General features: G+C 69.1%; 17 protein-coding genes. 11 read left to right on the top strand and 6 right to left on the bottom strand.

Annotated features, from left to right (window positions below; translation table 11 throughout):
- Positions 1–69 precede the first annotated feature (69 nt).
- Genes B0I29_RS12470 through B0I29_RS12455 form a run of 4 tightly spaced genes read right to left on the bottom strand, consistent with a single transcriptional unit; the run spans position 70 to position 2,452 of the window.
- Positions 70–441, bottom strand: a complete 372-nt coding sequence (locus tag B0I29_RS12470) for a hypothetical protein (protein ID WP_111649064.1) — start codon at positions 439–441, stop codon at positions 70–72.
- A gap of 45 nt (positions 442–486) precedes the next feature.
- A complete protein-coding gene (locus B0I29_RS12465) occupies positions 487–975 on the bottom strand; it encodes a roadblock/LC7 domain-containing protein (protein WP_111649063.1) in 489 nt (162 codons plus the stop codon).
- A 37-nt stretch (positions 976–1,012) separates the two neighbouring features.
- Entirely contained in the window at positions 1,013–2,071 is a 1,059-nt protein-coding gene (locus B0I29_RS12460) for a DUF4388 domain-containing protein (protein WP_111649062.1), read from the bottom strand.
- A 33-nt stretch (positions 2,072–2,104) separates the two neighbouring features.
- Positions 2,105–2,452, bottom strand: a complete 348-nt coding sequence (locus B0I29_RS12455) for a roadblock/LC7 domain-containing protein (protein ID WP_221401756.1) — start codon at positions 2,450–2,452, stop codon at positions 2,105–2,107.
- A 297-nt stretch (positions 2,453–2,749) separates the two neighbouring features.
- On the opposite strand from B0I29_RS12455, the gene B0I29_RS12450 reads away from it, so the two are divergent.
- Positions 2,750–3,106 carry a VOC family protein gene (locus tag B0I29_RS12450; protein WP_111649183.1) on the top strand — a complete coding sequence of 119 codons (357 nt, stop codon included), beginning with the start codon at positions 2,750–2,752 and terminating at the stop codon, positions 3,104–3,106.
- 28 nt (positions 3,107–3,134) lie between these two features.
- On the opposite strand, the gene B0I29_RS12445 is transcribed toward B0I29_RS12450, so the two are convergent.
- Positions 3,135–4,673, bottom strand: a complete 1,539-nt coding sequence (locus B0I29_RS12445) for a methyl-accepting chemotaxis protein (RefSeq protein WP_245972469.1) — start codon at positions 4,671–4,673, stop codon at positions 3,135–3,137.
- A 71-nt stretch (positions 4,674–4,744) separates the two neighbouring features.
- Between B0I29_RS12445 and B0I29_RS12440 the strand changes: the two genes are divergently transcribed.
- The 6 genes from B0I29_RS12440 to B0I29_RS12415 are packed head-to-tail and all read left to right on the top strand — an operon-like array spanning position 4,745 to position 10,855.
- Positions 4,745–5,959, top strand: a complete 1,215-nt coding sequence (locus B0I29_RS12440) for a deoxyguanosinetriphosphate triphosphohydrolase (RefSeq protein WP_111649059.1) — start codon at positions 4,745–4,747, stop codon at positions 5,957–5,959.
- A gap of 34 nt (positions 5,960–5,993) precedes the next feature.
- On the top strand, positions 5,994–7,859 hold the full coding sequence (gene dnaG / locus B0I29_RS12435) for a DNA primase (RefSeq protein WP_111649058.1): 1,866 nt from the start codon (positions 5,994–5,996) through the stop codon (positions 7,857–7,859).
- On the top strand, positions 7,856–8,386 hold the full coding sequence (locus B0I29_RS12430) for a hypothetical protein (protein ID WP_111649057.1): 531 nt from the start codon (positions 7,856–7,858) through the stop codon (positions 8,384–8,386). Before dnaG ends, B0I29_RS12430 begins: the two co-directional genes overlap by 4 nt.
- 10 nt (positions 8,387–8,396) lie before the next feature.
- Complete coding sequence (locus B0I29_RS12425; RefSeq protein WP_111649056.1) at positions 8,397–9,320, top strand: ABC transporter ATP-binding protein; 924 nt, start codon at positions 8,397–8,399, stop codon at positions 9,318–9,320.
- A gap of 1 nt (position 9,321) precedes the next feature.
- The gene (locus tag B0I29_RS12420) at positions 9,322–10,071 is read left to right on the top strand and encodes an ABC transporter permease (RefSeq protein WP_111649055.1); all 750 of its coding nucleotides are present in this window, start codon (positions 9,322–9,324) and stop codon (positions 10,069–10,071) included.
- 10 nt (positions 10,072–10,081) lie between these two features.
- Entirely contained in the window at positions 10,082–10,855 is a 774-nt protein-coding gene (locus B0I29_RS12415) for an ABC transporter permease (RefSeq protein WP_111649182.1), read from the top strand.
- 1,286 nt (positions 10,856–12,141) lie between these two features.
- Here the strand turns inward: B0I29_RS12415 and B0I29_RS12410 are convergent.
- Positions 12,142–13,248: a YihY/virulence factor BrkB family protein gene (locus tag B0I29_RS12410; RefSeq protein ID WP_111649054.1), complete on the bottom strand. Its 1,107-nt coding sequence runs from the start codon at positions 13,246–13,248 to the stop codon at positions 12,142–12,144.
- Positions 13,249–13,558: 310 nt separating this feature from the next.
- On the opposite strand from B0I29_RS12410, the gene B0I29_RS12405 reads away from it, so the two are divergent.
- The 4 genes from B0I29_RS12405 to B0I29_RS12390 are packed head-to-tail and all read left to right on the top strand — an operon-like array spanning position 13,559 to position 18,364.
- Positions 13,559–14,764, top strand: a complete 1,206-nt coding sequence (locus B0I29_RS12405) for an ROK family protein (RefSeq protein WP_111649053.1) — start codon at positions 13,559–13,561, stop codon at positions 14,762–14,764.
- Positions 14,761–16,302 (top strand): sugar ABC transporter ATP-binding protein, encoded by a 1,542-nt coding sequence (locus B0I29_RS12400; RefSeq protein ID WP_111649052.1) that lies wholly within the window; start codon positions 14,761–14,763, stop codon positions 16,300–16,302. Before B0I29_RS12405 ends, B0I29_RS12400 begins: the two co-directional genes overlap by 4 nt.
- Positions 16,299–17,315 carry an ABC transporter permease gene (locus tag B0I29_RS12395; protein WP_111649051.1) on the top strand — a complete coding sequence of 339 codons (1,017 nt, stop codon included), beginning with the start codon at positions 16,299–16,301 and terminating at the stop codon, positions 17,313–17,315. The genes B0I29_RS12400 and B0I29_RS12395 overlap by 4 nt, the downstream gene beginning before the upstream one ends.
- An 11-nt stretch (positions 17,316–17,326) precedes the next feature.
- Positions 17,327–18,364, top strand: a complete 1,038-nt coding sequence (locus B0I29_RS12390; protein WP_111649050.1) for a substrate-binding domain-containing protein — start codon at positions 17,327–17,329, stop codon at positions 18,362–18,364.
- The last annotated feature ends 8 nt before the right edge of the window (positions 18,365–18,372 follow it).

The following is an 18,372-nucleotide window of genomic DNA, read 5'->3' as shown; positions in this document are numbered from 1 at the left end:
GGAGAATGGTAGATGCCGGGGGCGGGGAGGGTGGTGCGACCCTCCCCGCCCAGGGGTGGCGCTCACGGCTCAGACGTCGAGGTCATTCTCGATGCTGCGCAGCCGGTGACGGGCCATGGCGAGGTTCGACCGGTCGCGGCGCAGAGCCACGTACAGGAAGAGCCCCTTGCCCGACCGGCTCGTGAGCGGGCGGATCATGTGGTACTGCGAATCGAGGGTGATGAGGATGTCCTCGATCTTCTCGGAGAGGTTCAGCATCTCCATCGCGCGCAGCTTCGCGCGGACCACGTCGGTGTTGCCGGCCGCCGCGACCGTCAGGTCGAGCTCCTTGCCGCCGCCGAGGGTGCCCAGGGCCATGCCGCTGGTGTGGTCCACGAGAGCGACACCGATGCAGCCGTCGATCTCCATGATTTCCTTGAGTGCGGTGTCCATGTCTGCCATGGGATTCGTTCCTCCATTGAGGTGGTGGGATTGATGCGTGCTGGGTCAGCCGGTCGCCTGACGGCGGCGCGCGACGTTGGAAAGCGTGGACATCGGGGTCCGCCGGGCGAGCGGACTCGTCGGCCCGGCCTGCGTGGGGATCTCCGGCCGCAGCTGCGGCTTGGACTCCAGGGCCATGATCTTGGTGAGCCGGCGTACGCACCGGCGTGCTTCCAGGTGCACCATGGCGAGGTTCGCGTCGCCCGAGGTGACCACGGTGAGCAGGGCGTTCGGCCCTGCGGTGTACGACGTGATGTAACCGCCGTCGCACTCCACCACGGATTCGCGCAATTCGCCGTGGTTGACCGCGTGCGCGAACCTGCGTGCCAGCGCCAGGTGCGCCGCCGCGAGTGCGGCCAGGGTGTCCGGTTCGAGGCCGTGCGAGTCGTGCGCGACGACCAGCCCGTCGGCGGTGGCCAGCACACTGCCGGCAAGCTCGGGCACTCTGCTGCGCAGGCGGCCGAGTTCCTCGAGTACCGCCGGATCCACCGTCATCGGATCCTCGCTCCTTCTGCTGTAGGGGGTGCGCGCGTCACCGCAGGGCCCTCAAAGCGGTGCGAATGCGCTTGAGCAGGACTTCGTCGGTGCCCTGATGCACCGGCGGAGACTCGGTCGCCGCGATCTCCTTCGGCAGCTTCGCGCCGGGTTTCCGGCGAGCCAGCCGCGGCCGGTTGAGCCCGGCGTTGTGATCACCGGGGGGAGGAACCGGCGGTGGATCAGCGTTCGGCGGCGCGGCGCGAGCGTGTGCCGGCTCCGGCCGCGGGGGCGCGCTGCGGCTTGCTGCCTGGTCCAGGCCACTGATCACGGGTACGGGTGAAGCACCGGTGATCTCGGCGACCGAGTGATCGATGGGCACGGCGGCGCCACGGGGATGTGGCAGCCGGACGAATTCCGGCGACTCCGCCGCGCGTACCCGGGGAAGTTCGATCATGCTCAGCGCCGCGAGGCGCCGCAGCTCCTGGATGGTCGCGTAGCCCGCGCGTCCCAGCAGTAATGCCAGGTCGGCGGGGGTGCGCTGGCCGTCGGCGTGCGCCAGCAGCTCCCACTGCGGCGCGGTCAGGGTGATGCGTTCGCGCGGCGCCCGGGTGACCGGGATGACCGGCGCGATGTCGATCCGCGGGTTCGGGAAGATGTCGTCGAGCAGCTTCACCCGGCGGTGCACCTCCCGGACGATCGCGGACGCGTCGATGTGCACGACCGCGCCGAGCCAGTGCGTCGCACCGGGCAGGAACTCGATCGTGGCGGCCGGTTGGGCCAGCACGAAGTACGCGGCGTCGTAGGTCGAGCCGAGTACGCAGAGTTCAAGCTCGCCCTGGGTGAGATGGCCCTGTTCGACCAGCAGCCGCCCGACCCGCGCCGTGGAGGTGCCCAGGTCGAGCGCGCTCTGCCAGGTACGCCCGGCCAGCCGCCCCGACGAGGTGAGCAGCTCGCCCACCCCCGGCGCGGCGGGTGACTCGGCGTAGATGACACGTCCCTCGAAGACGTAGACCGCACCGCCCGGCTGGCCGCTCACCACCAGGGCTCCGGTCTGCCGCTCGCCGGCCACCTGCGTCAGCAGGTCCCCGGGCGTTGCGGGCTTCGTGGAGGCCACCGATTACTCCTGTTCGGGTGGTAGGGCGTCGGGCTATGTCGTGATCAGCTCGTCAGCGAGGCGTTGCATCTTCCGGCGGGCCACGGCGAGATTGCCGCGAACCCGGTCGAGCCATACGTAGAGCACCAACCGGCTGTCGAACTCGGTATGCACGATCCGCAACAGGTGATAGCCGCCGGCGGTGGTGATGATCAGGTCTTCGAGCAGGTCGTGCGGGATGGTCGAGACGAACAGCGAGCGGCTGTTCGCGGCCTGGACCACGTCGGCCGTACCGGTCGCCGCCGCTTCGTGGTCCTCGTTGGGGGCTGCCCCGGTCGTGGCGACCGGGAATCCCGTGGTGTAGTCGACGATGCTTGCCCCGACAGCGCCGGGGATCGTCATGGCCTCCTGTAGACAGTGGTCGACGCCGGGCACTTTTCTCCTTCGTTGCCCCGGTGGCGTCTCGTCGATCCCCTCGCCGCCACCGTGGGCCATCCTCCGGTGACACTGAGGCGACAAGTCGCACGTCTTGTGCGTCATGGTCCAGTCGTCGGCGAACGCCTGGTAAGCGCGCTGCCGCTCAGGATCCTGCGCCCTCTCATCCGTGCCGTAGTCGCACTTCCGGTGCGCTGTTCAGCACCGGGTCACCCACTCGGGTCGCGTAACGTGATCGTCACACGTCGATAAATGGGAGGTGCGATGCCGAGCCGCTGGGAACAGGTCGTGGTGGACGCGGAGGATCCGGCGCGGCTGGCGCGCTGGTGGGCCGAGGCGCTCGGCTACGTGCTGGTGAACGAGACCCCCGACGAGGTGGAGATCCGCCGTACTCCCGACGAGCTGCCCGCGCTGCTGTTCGCGCCGGTGACCGACGTGAAGAGGGGCAAGAACCGGCTGCACATCGACCTGCGCCCGGACGACCAGGAGTCCGAGGTCGAGCGGCTGGTCGGGATGGGCGCCCGCCCGGTCGACGTCGGCCAGCGCAATGCCGGCTGGGTGGTGCTGGCCGACCCGGAGGGCAACGAGTTCTGCGTGCTCTCCGCGAAGCCCAGCCGATGAGACGAGAAGCCCGGCCGATGAGACGAGGTCAGTAGCGGAACTGGCCGATCAGCGTCCGGATCTCCTCGGCCGCGGTGCTGACCAGCTCGGCCTCGCGCCGGGTGGTGTTCGCGCCGTCGGCGGTGGAGGCGCTGGACGCGGTGATGTGCGAGACCGTGCCGCTGATCTCCCCGGCCGCCGAGGAGACCGCTCCGACATTGCGGGCCAGCAGGTCGGTGGTGGCCGCCTGCTGCTCGACCGCGGCCGCGATGGTGCGCTGCCCGTGATCGATCCGGCCGATCACCTCGGCGATCGCCTGGATCGCCTCGGCGGTGCTGGTGGTCATTCCCTGGATCGCCGAGATCCGCGCGGTGATCTGGCCGGTCGCCTGCGCGGTCTCCTGCGCCAGGTCCTTGACCTCGGTGGCGACCACGGCGAAACCCTTGCCGGCCTGACCGGCGCGGGCCGCCTCGATGCTGGCGTTGAGCGCCAGCAGGTTGGTCTGCTCGGCGATGTTGGTGATCATCTGGACGATGTCGCCGACTTCTCGGGACGCCTCGCTGAGCCGGGCCACCGCTTCGGCGGTCCGGTTGGCGCTCGCGGTGGCCTCGCTCGTCGTCGACGACGCCGAGAGCGTCTGCTTGGCGATCTCCCGGATCGAGGCGGAGAGCTGGCTGGTGGCGGTCATCATGTCGGTGACCGAGCCGGACACGTTCTCCGCCGAGCTGTCCGCGCTGCGGGCCTGTGCGGAGGTCTGGTCGGCCGACCGATCCAGGTCGCCGGCGAGCACCTGAAGGTCGGCGCTGGCCTTGGTGAGGGTGCCGACCCGGTCCGCGGTGGCCGCCACGGTGCTCTGGATCGAGGCCATCGCCTCGTTCAGCTCGTGCGCCATCTCGCCCAGCTCGTCGTGGTTGACGATCGGTGCTCGTGCCGTCAGATCGCGTTTCGCCAGCCTGTGCAGTGTCTCCAGCATCCCGCGCAGCGGGCGGCGGACGGCCCGGACGGTGAGCAGGCAGACGACGACGGTGAGCAGGTTCGCCACGGCCGCCGCGATCTTGATGAACTGGCTGCTCGAATCGGACGCGCTCTGGCCCCGGGCGCTCGCCGCGGCCACCTCGGCGAGCATCGTGTCGTCCAGGGCGCCGAGGTCCTCCTCCAGGTTCGCGTACTGCTCCAGGAAGGTGGACAGCTCGTCGCGGGCGGTGGCGGGGCCCGCGGCGGCCGCGGCGACGGTGGTTGCCGCGGACTTCGCGTACGCGATCACGTCCGGCCGCACGTCCGCGTAGGCCGCCTTCATCGAGGCCGGTGCCTGCGCCGCCGCCGAGTCGAGTTTCTCCACCATCGTGTCGCCGTGCTCGGAGACCTCGGCCTCGGCGTCGCCGGAGTACATCGCGCTCATCACGTCGGCCTTGAGCGCGTCGTGCATCATGTCGGCGTTCCACTGGTCGCTCATGGCTGAGCTGACCGAGGCGATCTCCAGGTTCGCCGCCGCCTGGTCGTCGGAGCTGCGCACCGCGAAGACCGTCACCAGGGCGACCGAGAAAAGACCGGCCGCGCCCAGGATCAACAGCCGGCCGACGATTGTCACGGATCGCCGCCGGGAAACGGACTCCACGGTTGACCCATCGGCAACCTGGACAATCGGCTTAGGGTGAGATCATGACGGCTGCGGACGCCCAGCGGTGGGCATCTGAGCCCGCGAAGGACAGTGGTTACGGACGTACGCCGTACCAGCGGGATCGGGCACGGGTGCTTCATTCGGCGGGGTTCCGCCGGCTGGCCGCCAAGACTCAGGTGCACACGGCCGGGTCGGACGACTTTCTGCGTACCCGGCTGACCCATTCGCTGGAGGTGGCGCAGATCTCCCGGGAGATGGGCGCGCGGCTCGGCTGCGACCCGGACGTCGTGGACGTGGCCGGGCTGGCGCACGACCTCGGCCACCCGCCGTTCGGTCACAACGGCGAGGCGGCGCTCGACCAGGCCTCCGAGGCGTGCGGCGGGTTCGAGGGCAACGCGCAGACGCTGCGGGTGCTGACCCGGTTGGAGGCGAAGGTGCCCGGTGCCGGCCTCAACCTGAGCCGGGCCACGCTCGACGCCTGCTCCAAGTACCCCTGGTTCCGTAAGCCGGGGTACCGCAAGTTCGGTGTCTACGCGGACGACCGGCCGGTCTTCGAATGGTTGCGAGACGGGCGTGACGACGAGCGCCGGTGCCTGGAGGCACAGGTGATGGACTGGGCGGACGATGTCGCGTACTCGGTGCACGACGTCGAGGACGGCGTGCACGGCGGCTATCTCACGCTCGGGCAACTGCTGAACGACGCGGACGAGCGGGCCGAGCTGTGCCGGGACGTCGCCGCCACCTATTCCGAGGAGAGCACCGACGAGCTGGGCGCCGCCCTCGACCAGCTGCTGTCCGACCCGGCCGTGTCCATCGTCACCGGGTACGACGGCGGGTACGCCTCCCAGGTCGCCCTGAAACGGATGACCAGCGTGCTGACCGGCCGGTTCGTGGCCTCCGCGGTCGGCGCCACACACAGCCGGTTCGGGACGGATCCGATGCGCCGTTACGACGCCGACCTGATCGTGCCGCGGACCGTCCGCAACCAGTGCGCGCTGCTCAAGGGCATGGCCTTCCGGTACGTGATGCGGACCCGGGCGGCCGAGGACTGGTACTCCGAGCAGCGCGTCATCCTTCTTGAGCTGGTGGAGTCGCTCACGCGTACCCCGGAGAAGTTGGATCCTCTCTTTGGTCCTCTGCATGCGGCGGCAGAGGATGACGCCGCGGCACTGAGAGTGGTGATCGACCAGGTCGCGTCCCTGACCGACCACGCGGCCGTCGCGTGGCACCGAAGCCTGGTCACGGCGCGCCGCTGACCCTGCTGGCGGGCCGGGTGCCCGGCGAGGCAGGATGTATGCCGTGGCGGGCAGGGTCAAGGACGAAGACATCGCACTGGTCCGGGACCGATCCTCGATCGTCGACGTGGTCAGCGATACGGTGACGCTCCGGTCGGCCGGAGGCGGCAACATGAAGGGGCTGTGCCCCTTCCACGACGAGAAAACGCCGTCGTTCAACGTTTCCCCAGCTAGAGGCGTCTATTTCTGCCATGGCTGTGGTCAGGGCGGCGACGCGATCAAGTTTTTGATGGACGCGGAGCATCTGTCGTTCATCGAGTCGGTCGAGCGGCTGGCCTCCAAGAGCGGCATCCAGCTGCGTTACGAGACCGATGGTCCCGGTGTCTCCACGCCGCGTCCGCAGACCGGTCAGCGGCAGCGGCTGATCGCGGCGCACGCTGCGGCCACCGAGTTCTACCGTGACCAGCTGGGTTCGCCGGGCGCGCGCAAGGCCCGCGAGTTCCTCGCCGAGCGCGGCTTCGGCCGGGACGCCGCCGAGAAATACGGCTGCGGTTTCGCGCCGGACAGCTGGGACGCGCTCGCCAAGCACCTGCGCCTCAAGGGCTTCACCGCCGAGGAGCTGACCGCGGCCGGGCTGTGCAAACCGGCTCGTTCCGGCTCGCTGATCGACCGGTTCCGCCGCCGGCTGCTCTGGCCGATCAGGGACGTGACCGGTGACGTGATCGGTTTCGGCGCGCGCAAGCTCTTCGATGACGACGACGGGCCGAAATACCTGAACACCCCGGAGACGCCGATCTACAAGAAGTCGCACGTGCTCTACGGCCTCGACCACGCGAAACGGGAGATCGCCAAGCGTGGCCGGGCGGTGATCGTCGAGGGTTACACCGACGTGATGGCCTGCCACGAGGCCGGCGAGCCGACCGCCGTGGCGACCTGCGGCACCGCGTTCGGCGTCGATCACATCCAGGTGCTGCGGCGCCTGCTGATGGACAGCGACAGCTTCACCGGCGAGATCATCTACACGTTCGACGGTGACGCGGCCGGACAGAAAGCGGCGTTGCGGGCATTCGAGGAGGATCAGCGCTTTGTCGGGCGTACCTTCATCGCGGTCTCGCCCGACAACATGGACCCGTGCGAGCTGCGTCTCGCCAAGGGTGATCTCGCCGTGCGCGACATGATCGCCGCGCGCGAACCGCTGGTGGACTTCGCGCTCCGGCAGACTCTCACCAAATTCGATCTGGACACGGTCGAGGGCCGGGTCGAGGCGATGCGCAAGGCCGCGCCCTTGGTCGCCAAGATCAAGGACAGAGAGAAAAGACCTGAGTACGCGCGAAAGCTCGCCGGCGACCTGGGCATGGACCTGGATCCGGTGCAGCGGGCGGTGAACAACGCGGTCCGTCAGGATTCCTCGGCTTCTTCTCCGCAGCGTGCTTCGCAGGCGTCGGCCGACTCGCCGCAGCGGATGGTCGAGCGGGAGGCGCTGAAACTGGCCCTTCAGGAGCCCGTCCTGGCCGGCCCGATGTTCGACGCGCTCGGCAGCGAGATGTACGCCGACCCGGTGCTCCAGGCGGTCCGTGAGGCGGTCAGCGAGGCCGGCGGCGCGTCGGCGGCCACCGGCGGCGCGGTCTGGATCGAGAAGGTGCGCGACTCCTGCGCCGACCTCGGCGGTCAGGTGCTGGTGAGCGAGCTCGCGGTCGAACCGCTCTATGTGGACGGATCCGCCGACCCTCGTTATGTGCAGGTCACCCTGGCAAGGCTGCAGGGCGCCGCGCTGACCACCCGGATCCGGGATCTCAAGTCCAAGGTGCAACGGCTCAACCCGGTCACGCACAGGGATCAATACCTGGCGCTGGCAGGGGAACTCTTCTCGCTGGAACAGCAGGCGCGTGCCCTGCGCGATCAGGCGGCAGGTGGATTGTGAAGCTCTTCCGACGGCGTCCCTCCTTGCCGGCCGAGTCCCGGCCGCCGCTCGCCTCCGGGGAACGAGTGGTGGCGTGGTGCCCCTCCGGTGACTCGGCGGAGGACGTCGTGGTCGCCACCAACCACGGGATCTGGCTGCCGTCGGCGGTCGAGCGCCTGGGCTGGCACGAGATCCACAAGGTGGCCTGGTCCGGGCGCGAGCTGCGGATCATCCCGGCCGCCGTTCTCGTCGAGCGCGAGGAGTACACCGTTCTGGTGGACGGGCCTGCCGTGACGTTCCTGCTGCTGGAGCCGGGCGAGGTGCCCGACCAGGTGCGGACCCGGGTGACCAAATCGGTGGCCTACACGACGCACCACACGCTGCCTTCTGGTGCGGTGCGGGTGGTCGGGCGGCGGGTCAGCGGTCAGGACGGGCTCTCCTGGGCGGTGCGATATGACAGCGGCACCCCCGCAGAGGACGACGAGGTGATCGTTGCGACCGACGAGCTGGTCGGCGCCGCACGAGAAACTGTCGCACCCCCGCCCTAAGGTCCCTGGGGTGTCTTCCCTCATCCACGCTCGTGGTCTGGTCAAGAGGTTCGGGTCGTTCACCGCGGTCGACGGCATCGACGTCGACGTGCGGCCCGGTGAGGCCTTCGGCTTCCTCGGGCCCAACGGCGCGGGCAAGAGCTCGACCATGCGCATGATCGGCTGTGTCTCCCCACCCACCGAGGGCGTGCTGGAGATCCTCGGGATGGATCCGCGCCGCGACGGCCCGGCCATCCGCGCCCGGCTCGGCGTCTGCCCGCAACTGGACAATCTGGACGTCGAGCTCACCGTCCGGGAAAACCTGACGACGTATGCGCGGTTCTTCGGCATCCCGCGCGCGGTGGCCCGCGCCCGCGCCGCCGAGCTGCTCGATTTCGTCCAGCTCACCGAGCGCGCCGACAGCCAGGTCGAGCCGCTCTCCGGCGGCATGAAACGCCGGCTCACCATCGCCCGCGCCCTGGTCAACGAGCCCGACATCGTGCTGCTCGACGAGCCGACCACCGGCCTCGACCCGCAGGCCCGGCACCTGGTCTGGGAGCGGCTGTTCCGGCTCAAGCAGCAGGGCGTCACGCTGGTGCTGACCACGCATTACATGGACGAGGCGGAGCAACTCTGCGATCGCCTCGTGGTGATGGACGGCGGCCGCATCGTGGCGCAGGACTCGCCGCGCGCGCTCATCGAGCGTTATTCGACCCGCGAGGTGGTCGAGCTGCGGTTCACCGCCGACGACCAGGGGAGTTACGCGGAGAAGCTGTCCGGCATCGCCGAGCGCTTCGAGGTGCTGCCCGACCGCATCCTGCTCTATGTGGCCGACGGCGACGACGCGCTCGCCGAGGTGCACCGGCGCGAGCTGAGCCCGGCCAGCGCCCTGGTCCGGCGCAGCAGCCTGGAGGACGTGTTCCTGCACCTCACCGGCCGGACGCTGGTGGACTGAGATGACCTCCGTCCTGGAATACCACCTGGTCCATTACCGGCGGACCTGGCGGTCCAGCGTGCTGTCCACGTTGCTGTTGCCGCTGCTCACCATGGTCGGGTTCGGCCTGGGCGTCGGCGGTTACGTGACCGCCGGCATCGACGGCGTCTCCTATCTGGACTGGATGGTCCCCGGCCTGATCGCCTCGACCGCCGTGCAGACCGTGATCGGTGAGGCCACCTGGCCGGTGCTCAGCTACTTCGAGTGGCTCAAGGTCTATTTCGCGCAGGCCGCGGCGCCGCTGCGGCCCGCCGACATCCTCGGTGGTCATCTGGCCTTCATGATGTTCCGGGTGCTGCTCAGCGTCACCGCGTTCCTGGTGATCGCGGCGGCTTTCGGCACGCTGCGCTCGCCCTGGGCGGTGGCCGTGCTGCCGATTTCGGTGCTGGTCGGGCTGGCGGTGGCCGCTCCGGTCGTCGCCTACAGCGCCTCGATCCGCAGCGACAGTTACCTGGCGATCCTGATCCGGTTCGCGGTTCTGCCGATGTCGCTGTTCTCCGGGGTGTTCTTCCCGATCGACTCGCTGCACCCGGTGCTGCGCGCGGTGGCGTGGGTGCTGCCGCTCTCGCACGGCGTCGACCTGAGCCGGGCCGCCACGCTCGGGGTCAACCCCGGCCTCGACGGGCTGTGGCAGCTGCTCTACCTACTCGTCTGGTGCGCGGGCGGGTGGCTTCTCGCGCTGAGCCGCTTCCGCCGCCGGCTGGTGGTGTGACGTGCTGACGATGGTTTCCCTTCGGCGGACGTCGTCGGTGACCGCTCGCAACGTGACGGCGCTCGGTTCGGCGTACTGGTTGGTGATGCTCGGGGGCTTCCTCGAGCCGGTGCTCTACCTCTTCTCGATCGGCGTCGGGGTGGGCGCGCTGATCGGCGACATCACCCTGCCCGGCGGCGAGGTGGTGGGTTACGCGGCCTTCGTGGCCCCGGCGATGCTCGCGTCGTCGGCGATGAGCGGGGCGCTCGCCGAGACCACCTTCAACTTCTTCGGCAAGATGAAGTTCATGCGGCTGTACGACGGCATGCTCGCCACGCCGATCCGGCCCATCGAGATCGCGCTGGGCGAGCTGACCTGGGCGATGATCCGCGGCAGCCTGTACTCGGCGGCGTTCCTGGTGATCATGGTGCTGATGGACCTGACGACGCCGCTGCGGGCACTCGCCGCGTTCCCGGCCACGGTTCTGACCGGCTTCGCGTTCGGTGCGGCCGGCATGGCCACGGCCACGCTGATCCGCAGCTGGCAGGACTTCGATCTGATCGGGTCGGCGCAGTTCGCGCTCTTCCTGTTCTCCGGGACGTTCGTGCCCGCTACGGCGTACCCGGAGGTGGTGCGCTGGGTGGTCGAGGCGTCGCCGCTCTATCGGGCGGTCGACCTGGTCCGCGGCATCACGACTGGCACGGTCGGGTGGGTGCAGGTGCTCGACGTGCTTTACCTGCTCGCGCTGATGGCGCTCTGCCTGACCGTGGCCGGCCGCCGGATGAACAAGCTGCTCTGCAAGTAACACCCGCTGCCGTTCTCGCGCCGGCCCGGCCCGCCACCGCAGCGTGCGGTCCCGACGCGTCGTTTTGACGTGTTGCCCCTGGGCGCCGATTTCACTTGCTGCCCGGGGGAGGCCGCCCTGCCCGCCGCCTTTTCTCGTTGCGCATGTCGGCCTCCGCGCTGTCGTTTCCGCGGGTGCTGGCCTCCGCGGGTGCTGGCCCCCGCGGGTGCTGGCCTCCGCGGGTGCTGGCCTCCGCGCTGCTGTTTCCGCGCCCGCCCTTGCGCGATCTTGGAGGGTTTCGGGTGCTTGAGTTCGCCATTTCGGGGCACTGGGCGTTGCCGCCGTGCCGTCGTTACGCATGGTGATGGATGTGCGGTGGCTGACTGCTTTTCGAGGCGTTCTTGGAGACTTGCTGGGGGCTGAGCACCCACAGGTCTCCACAAACATGCCTGCCATTTCCACAGGTCATCACCATCCGTGACGTGGGTCGTGTGCGCAGGCTCACCGCGGGGGCCGGTTCGGTCGGAGCCGGCCGATCAAGCGACTGTGAGCCGGCGAATCCGACGCGGCTCGCGGGGATGAGGTCGCACGCAACGGACGGTCCGGGGATGAGGTCGCACGCAACGGACGGTTTGCGGGGATGAGGTCGCACGCAACGACACTGTGCGACTTCATCACCGCCAGGGCCGAGACAGGGGATCACGCACGCGCTCGGTGGGACTCCATCTCCGCTGCCGAGCCGTTACGTGGGCCCGCGTCGAGACCGGGCCGACCCGCAAATGGCAAAAATCCAACGACCGAAATTTGCCAAGATCGCGGACGAGCGGACGAGCGGACGAGCGGACGAGCGGACGAGCGGACGAGCGGTCGAGCGGTCGAGCGGACGGACGGACGGGCGAGCGGACGGACGGGCGAACGGACGGACGGGCGGGCGGACGGGTGAGCGGGCGAGCCGTCGAGTGGATGAGTGGGCAGTCGCGACGCGGGGCTACCGGCGCCTGTCTGGTCATTGGGCGGCTGCACCGGTGGTCGCTCGCGGATCTTGTGAGGTTGCGCCGCCCTGTCAGCCGCGAACTCACCAGGTCAAACCCTCCGGCCGTCCTTGCACCCGAGTCGCAGGTGTGACCGGATGAGGAGGGGTGTGCTGAGCGCCCGGCCGCTGCGCGATCTTGGCAAGCCGCGCCCGCACTAGGCGAAGTATTGACCCCGCACTATGGGGCGGGGCGCTCCAAGATTGCGTGGGGGAGACGGCAACCGCCGCCCCAACCCCGTGGAAAGGGTTGAAGCGGCGGCGGTCGAGCTGTGGGTCAGTGTTCGCCCAGGCCCTGCTCGCTGCCCTTCTTGAGCTTGCGGGTGTCGCGCAGCTGGAGGAACGGCTCGTCGTCGGCCGGGTGGCCGGCTGCGATGGCCCGGCCGCGTTCCAGCTCGGCGTCGAGCTCCGCGCCCAGCAGGATCGCGATGTTGGAGATCCAGAGCCAGACTAGGAAGGCGATGACACCGCCGAGCGTGCCGTACGTCGCGTTGTAGTTCGCGAAGTTGGCCAGGTAGATCGCGAACGCGGCGGAGGCGATCACCCAGAGCAGCACCGCGAAGATGCCGCCGGGGCTCACCCAGCGGAAACCGCCGGTCTTGGCGTTCGGCGAGGCCCAGTACAGCACCGCGAACATCAGGCTGATCAGCATGATCAGCACCGGCCACTTGACGATGTTCCAGGTGGTGACGGCGACACCGCCGAGGCCGATCTTCTCGCCGACGATCTGTGCGAGGTCACCGGTGAAGATGACGATGGCGGCCGAGGCGATCAGCATGATGCCGACGACTGCTGTCACGCCCACCCGGATCGGCAGGGTCTTCCAGATCGGCCGGCCTTCCGGCACGTCGTAGATCGCGTTCGAGGCCCGCATGAACGCCGCGATGTACCCGGACGCGGACCAGAAGGCGACGACGACACCGATGATGGCGGCGAGGCCGGCCTTGCCGGTGCCCTTGACCTGGGTGAGCACGGTCTCGACGAGGTCACGTAGCTCCTGGTTGGGCGCCAGCTGGCTGACCGCGTCCCGCACCGTCGTCTGGCCGTCCGAGCCGAGCAGGCCCAGCAGCGAGACGATCACCAGCAGGCCGGGGAAGATCGACAGCACGCCGTAATAGGTGAGTGCCGCCGCCCAGTCCGAGACGTTGTCCTCGGAGAACTGCTTGAAGGTCCGCTTCACCGCGGCGAAGACGCCCTTCACGCGCAGCTGGGTGGGCTTGTCCGGGCCGGCGTCGGGTCCGGGCGCGTTGATCTCGGTGCCCTTGTCCTCGGCGGTCCTGGTGCTCGTGGCGGCGGAAACGTCGTAGTCGGCCGCTCCCCGATCACGGGCCTCGGTGCTCTCGTTGTCGGTGGACTGCTCGTCCTTGGTGGGGCGAAGTTTCATCGAGGACCTCCTTCGGGGTGCCGAACCGATGGCTCGTGGTCGCTCACCCCAGCTGCGACGTTCGAGAACCCAGCTGCGACGTGCGACAACGGCCGTGCCAGGACAGTTCCCCGTGTTCGCCGACGCTAACCCGAGCCACCCGTAAGCGGCACGCTCCCGCCGCATCACTGACTCCGCTGATTGTCACTTGTCGATCACGAGACCCAACTTTCGCCAGGATTTGCAAAAGTTTGTGTTGATCAAGAAAAAGGTATGGCTCGATGTGGCGGAACCGCCCTAGTGTGACCCGCGTAACACGCTGTTAACGGAGGTGTACGTGTACCAGCCTGCGGCTCCTCACCTGCGACTTCTGCGGCTGCTCCGCGACCAGGGCCCGGTGTCCCGTGCCGAGCTCGGTGACCGCCTGGAGCTGAGCCGGCCCCGTCTGCTGGCCGAGGTCGAGCGCCTCGTCGCCGCCGAGATGATCGTCGAAGCCGGGATGGCGGCCTCCCGGGGCGGCCGGCGCTCGACGCTGGTCGAGCTGCACCCACGGCTGCGGTTCGCCGCTGTCGACCTGGGCGCCACCTCGATCAATGTGGAGGTGACAAACGGGCGGCTGGAGCCACTCGCGGCGTACCAGGAGGCGGCTGACATCCGCTCCGGGCCGCGAGCGATCCTGCTGCGGGTCAACGAGCTCCTGGCGAAAGCGCGGACCGACGGCGTCTACGACCGTCTGGACGCGGTGGGCATCGGCGTGCCGGGCCCGGTCAGTTTCCGCGACGGTGTGCCGGTCTCCCCGCCGATCATGCCGGGCTGGGATCGGTACCCGGTCCGTGAACTGCTCACCCAGGAGTACGGCTGCCCCGCCGTGGTCGACAACGACGTCAACATCATGGCGATCGGGGAGCGGCACGGCGGCGTCGCCCACTCCGTCGACGACTTCCTGTTCGTCAAGATCGGTACGGGTGTCGGCTGCGGCATCCATCTCAACGGCGGCGTCTTCCGGGGTGTCGACGGTTGTGCCGGCGACATCGGGCACATCCAGGTCGAGTCGCACGGCCCGGCCTGTTCCTGCGGCAACACCGGCTGCCTGGAGGCTCTCTTCGGCGGCGCGGCGCTGGCGCGGGACGCCCTGGCGGCAGCCCGGTCGGGGGAGTCACCCGCACTGGCCGCCCGCCTGGAGGCACTAGGCGGCGCGGCATCCGGCGGGGCCACGCTCACGGCCCGGGACGTCGCGATCGGCGCCGCCGAGGGTGACATCACCTGCATCCGGCTCATCCGCGACGGCGGCCGCCGGGTGGGCAGTGTGCTCGCGACCCTGGTCTCGTTCGCCAATCCGTCGATGATCGTCATCGGGGGCGGGTTGGCGCAGCTCGGCCACGTGCTGCTCGCCGAGATCCGCAGCGTGGTCTACCGCCGGTCGCTGCCACTCGCCACCGGCAACCTGCCGGTGGTCCTCTCCGAGCTGGGCAGCCGGGCCGGCGTCACCGGCGCGACCGTGCTGGCCAGCGACGCGCTCTTCGAGCAGGCGTCATGACCGCCCCGGATCAGCAGAAGGAGCAGGAACACCCTGTCGTTCTCCGGCTGACCGACGTGGTCAAGGTCTTCCCCGGGGTGCGTGCCCTCGACGGCGTCCAGCTCGAGGTCCGGGCCGGCGAGGTGCACTGCCTGCTCGGGCAGAACGGCGCCGGCAAATCCACCCTGATCAAGGTGCTGGCCGGTGTGCACCACGCCGACGCCGGCGAGGTCACCTGGCTGGGCGAGCCGTTCGCGCCGCCCACGCCGCAGGCCGCGATGCGGGCCGGCATCGCCACGATCTACCAGGAGCTCGATCTGGTGGACGACCTGTCTGTGGCGGAAAATGCCTTCCTCGGGCACGAGCCGAGCCGGGCCGGGTTCACCCGGCGACGGGTCACGGCGTCGCGTACCAAAGAGATCTTGGGCCGGTTGGGGCACGGGGAGATCTCACCGCGCCGGATGGTCCACAGCCTGCCCGCCGCCGCCAAGCAGGTGGTGAGCATGGCCCGCGCGTTGTCGCACGACGCCCGCCTGATCGTGATGGACGAGCCGAGCGCGGTGCTGGCCCACGACGAGGTGGCGAACCTGTTCCGGATCATCCGGGAGCTGACGTCGCACGGGATCGCGGTCATCTACATCTCGCACCGGCTCGACGAGATCCGCGAGATCGGCGACCGGGTGACCGTGCTGAAGGACGGCCGGACCACCGCGGCGAACCTGCCGGCCCGCACCACACCGACCAAGGAGCTGGTCGGCCGGATGACCGGCCGTTCCATCGAGTACGTCTTCCCGCCCCGCGAAGGCAGCCCGGGTGACAATCCGCTGCTGGTCGTGGAGAACCTGACCAGGTCCGGCGAGTTCGCCGAGGTGAGCCTGACGGTCCGCCCCGGCGAGATCGTGGGGGTTGCCGGGCTGGTCGGGTCCGGCCGGTCCGAGCTGCTGGAGACGATCTTCGGCGCTCGCCGGCCGGATTCCGGCTCCGTCACGGTCGAGGGCAAGACGATCCGCGGGGTGGGCGGCGCGGTCCGGGCCGGCATGGGCATGGCCCCGGAGGAGCGCAAGAGTCAGGCGCTGCTGCTGGACGAGCCGGTCTACAAGAACATGACGCTCGCGTCGTTCGCCAAGTTCGCCCGGGTGGGTTTCACCAACACCGGCGGGGAGCGGGCGGCGGCCATGCGGACCGCGGATCAGCTGGAGCTGCGCCCGCGCGACGTGATCCGTCCGATCCGGACACTCTCCGGCGGCAACCAGCAGAAGGTCGTGGTGGGCCGCTGGCTGCTCGGTGGCACCAGGTTGCTGCTGCTCGACGAACCGACCCGTGGCGTGGACGTGGGCGCCCGGGCGGAGCTCTATCAGGTGATCCGGGACCTCGCCGCGAGCGGTGTGGGTGTGCTGCTGGTCTCCAGCGAGGTTCCCGAGGTGCTCGGTCTGGCCGACCGGGTGCTGGTGATGCGTGAAGGCCGCTTGATCCACGAGGCCCCGGCCGGGGAGCTCGAAGAAGACACCGTTCTCAACCTCGTGATGGCGGGGTCGCTTCTGGAAGGAGAGCCGGCGTGACAACTGAAACGGCACCCGCCGAGACGCGAGCCGGCCGCGAGCGCCGCCGCCTCGACGAGGGCACGATTCGCAACCTGGGACTGGTCGCCGTCCTGGTGATTCTGGTGATCATCGGAATCATCACCAGGCCGGAGCTGTACAGCGACCCGACCTGGGTACGGAACAACTTCCTGACGATTCTTCAGCAGGCGTCGGCGATCGGTGTCGTGACGGTCGGGATGACCTTCGTGATCATCGGCGGCGGCATCGATCTGTCGGTCGGGGCGATCATCGCGCTCGCGGCGGTCTGGTGCACCACTGTCGCGACGCAGAGCTTCGGCGCCGTCGGCATGATCTTCACGGCTCTCGCCGTCGGTCTCGGTGTCGGCCTGGTCAACGGGGTCCTCATCGCGTACGGAAGGCTTGTTCCCTTCATCGCGACGCTTGCCATGCTGGTGGCGGCCCGGGGCCTCGCCGCGCAGATCTCCGGCAAGCAGACCCAGATCTCCGAGAGCTCGGTGATCAACGGCATCGCCACCACGAAGATCGTCGGGATCCCGCTGCTCGTGATCATCCTGGCCGCGGTGGTCGCTGCCGGCTGGGTGCTGCTCAACCGCACGACGTTCGGCCGCCGATCGGTCGCCGTCGGCGGCAACCCGGAGGCCGCACGGCTGGCCGGCATCAACGTGAAGCGGCAGACCCTGCTGCTCTACATGCTCTCCGGCCTCTGCTGCGGCATCGCCGCGATCATGCTGACCTCGCAGGCGACCAGCGCGCAGGCCGCGATGGCGAACCTGTACGAGCTCGATGCGATCGCCGCGGCCATCATCGGCGGCACGCTGCTCAGCGGCGGCCGCGGAACCATCGTCGGCGCCCTTTTCGGGGTGCTGGTGTTCTCCACCATCACCAACCTGTTCGCGATCAACAACCTCTCCACCGAAGTTCAGAACATGGTCAAGGGCGGCATCATCGTCGCCGCGGTCTTGGTCCAGCAGTTCCGCTATCAGTCGCTCACGCAGCTATTCAAACGATGACGGGAGCAATAATGTCCTCATTGTCCCGTAGGCGCGTTCTGTTCGGCGGCGCTGCCGTCGGCGCCGGCGCCCTGCTCACCGCCTGCACCAGCAACGACACCGGTACCCCTGCTCAGGTCAACCAGAACAGCGGCGACGCGAACGCGGCGCCCGGCGACAAGGTGGTGATCGGCTTCACCGCTCCGGCCGCCGACCACGGCTGGATCGCCGCGATCACCAACAACGCCAAGGCACAGGCTCAGCAGTACTCCGACGTCGAGCTCAAGGTCACCGAGGCCGGCTCGGACGCGGCGGCCCAGCGTGCGGCACTCGCCACGATGATCGCCGAGAAGCCGACGATCATCGTGATGCTGCCGCACGACGGCAAGGAGCTGAACTCGGCCGCCGAGGAAGCCATGCGGGCCGGCATCCCGGTGGTCAACCTGGACCGGGCGTTCCCCTCGCGGGACGCGTACCGGCTCCAGATCAAGGGTGACAACTTCGGGATGGGGCTGGCCGCCGGGTCGTACATCGGCGAGCAGCTCAAGGCCAAGGGCGTCAGCAACCCGATCATCGGCGAGATCCCGGGCATCGACTCGCTGGAGCTGACCCAGGAACGGTCTGACGGCTTCAACACCGCGCTCGCCGTCTACGGCTTCAAGGTCGCCAACCGCCGCCCCGCCGACTTCACCATCGACGGCGGCCAGAAAGCGGCGACCGACCTGCTCCAGGCGCTGCCCAAGATGGATGCCCTCTGGAACCACGACGACGACCAGGGCGTCGGCGTACTCGCCGCGATCAAGCAGGCGAACCGCAGCGAGTTCTTCATGGTCGGCGGCGCCGGCGCCAAGTCCGCCATCGACGCGATCACGGCGGACGACACCGTGCTCAAGGCGACGGTCACCTACAGCCCCTCGATGGCCTCCTCGGCGATCTCCCTGGCGCGGTTGATCGCCCAGGGCAAGGGCATGAGTGACCTGGTGGAGCTCCAGGTGCCGAAGGAGATCACGCTCGCCTCCGAGACGATCACCAAGGAGAACGCCGCACAGTACGCCAAGCTCGGGTTCTAAGAGGGGGC

Source organism: Actinoplanes lutulentus (genome assembly GCF_003259845.1).
In the GTDB taxonomy this organism is placed as follows: domain Bacteria; phylum Actinomycetota; class Actinomycetes; order Mycobacteriales; family Micromonosporaceae; genus Actinoplanes; species Actinoplanes lutulentus.
The sequence above is the reverse complement of the archived record's forward strand: the minus strand, read 5'-3'. Positions and strand labels throughout refer to the sequence as shown.